The organism is Marinomonas dokdonensis (genome assembly GCF_052747885.1).
Window position 1 is genome coordinate 1 of the sequence record NZ_JBRAND010000011.1, and the last position, 1,743, is coordinate 1,743.

The 1,743-nt window shown below is 51.6% G+C and carries 1 rRNA gene; it reads left to right on the forward strand.

The window, feature by feature from the left end:
- Positions 1 to 1,723, forward strand: a 23S ribosomal RNA gene (locus ACUM5Y_RS15605); the annotation flags it as partial.
- Positions 1,724 to 1,743 lie beyond the last annotated feature (20 nt).

The following is a 1,743-nucleotide window of genomic DNA, read 5'->3' on the forward strand; positions in this document are numbered from 1 at the left end:
TGCATGGTAGAGGAGCGTTCTGTAAGCCGTTGAAGGTCAAGCTGTAAGGCAGGCTGGAGGTATCAGAAGTGCGAATGTTGACATGAGTAACGATAAGGGGAGTGAAAAACTCCCCCGCCGGAAGACCAAGGTTTCCTGTCCCATGTTAATCAGGGCAGGGTGAGTCGGCCCCTAAGGCGAGGCAGAAATGCGTAGTCGATGGGAAACAGGTTAATATTCCTGTACTCGTACATATTGCGATGGAGAGACGGAGAAGGCTAGGCCAGCACAGCGATGGTTGTCTGTGTTTAAGGCGGTAGGTTTGGGACTTAGGCAAATCCGGGTCCCTTTAAGACCGAGAACTGACGACGAGCCCTCTTTTGGGCGAAGTGGTTGATGCCATGCTTCCAGGAAAAACTTCTAAGCTTCAGATATGATCGAACCGTACCCCAAACCGACACAGGTGGTCAGGTAGAGAATACCAAGGCGCTTGAGAGAACTCGGGTGAAGGAACTAGGCAAAATGGTACCGTAACTTCGGGAGAAGGTACGCCGGTTAGTGTGAAGGACTTGCTCCGTAAGCATTGATCGGTCGAAGATACCAGGTGGCTGCGACTGTTTATTAAAAACACAGCACTCTGCAAACACGAAAGTGGACGTATAGGGTGTGACGCCTGCCCGGTGCTTGAAGGTTAATTGATGGGGTTAGCGCAAGCGAAGCTCTTGATCGAAGCCCAAGTAAACGGCGGCCGTAACTATAACGGTCCTAAGGTAGCGAAATTCCTTGTCGGGTAAGTTCCGACCTGCACGAATGGCGTAACGATGGCCACACTGTCTCCACCCGAGACTCAGTGAAATTGAAATCGCAGTGAAGATGCTGTGTATCCGCGGCTAGACGGAAAGACCCCGTGAACCTTTACTATAGCTTCACAGTGAACTTTGAACCTACTTGTGTAGGATAGGTGGGAGGCTTTGAAACCGAGACGCTAGTTTCGGTGGAGCCAATCTTGAAATACCACCCTGGTACGTTTGAGGTTCTAACTCTGGTCCCTTATCGGGATCGAGGACACTGTGTGGTGGGTAGTTTGACTGGGGCGGTCTCCTCCCAAAGAGTAACGGAGGAGCACGAAGGTGTGCTCAGCATGGTCGGAAATCATGCATAGAGTGTAAAGGCAAAAGCACGCTTAACTGCGAGACAGACACGTCGAGCAGGTACGAAAGTAGGTCTTAGTGATCCGGTGGTTCTGTATGGAAGGGCCATCGCTCAACGGATAAAAGGTACTCCGGGGATAACAGGCTGATACCGCCCAAGAGTTCACATCGACGGCGGTGTTTGGCACCTCGATGTCGGCTCATCACATCCTGGGGCTGAAGCCGGTCCCAAGGGTATGGCTGTTCGCCATTTAAAGTGGTACGCGAGCTGGGTTTAGAACGTCGTGAGACAGTTCGGTCCCTATCTGCCGTGGACGTTTGAGATTTGAGAGGAGCTGCTCCTAGTACGAGAGGACCGGAGTGGACGAACCTCTGGTGTTCCGGTTGTCACGCCAGTGGCATTGCCGGGTAGCTATGTTCGGACGGGATAACCGCTGAAAGCATCTAAGCGGGAAGCCTCCCTCAAGATAAGATCTCACTGGGACATAAGTCCCCTAAAGAGCCGTTCGAGACTAGGACGTTGATAGGTTGGGTGTGTAAGTGCTGTGAGGCATTGAGCTAACCAATACTAATTGCTCGTGAGGCTTGACCATATAACACCAAAGTGGTTTTT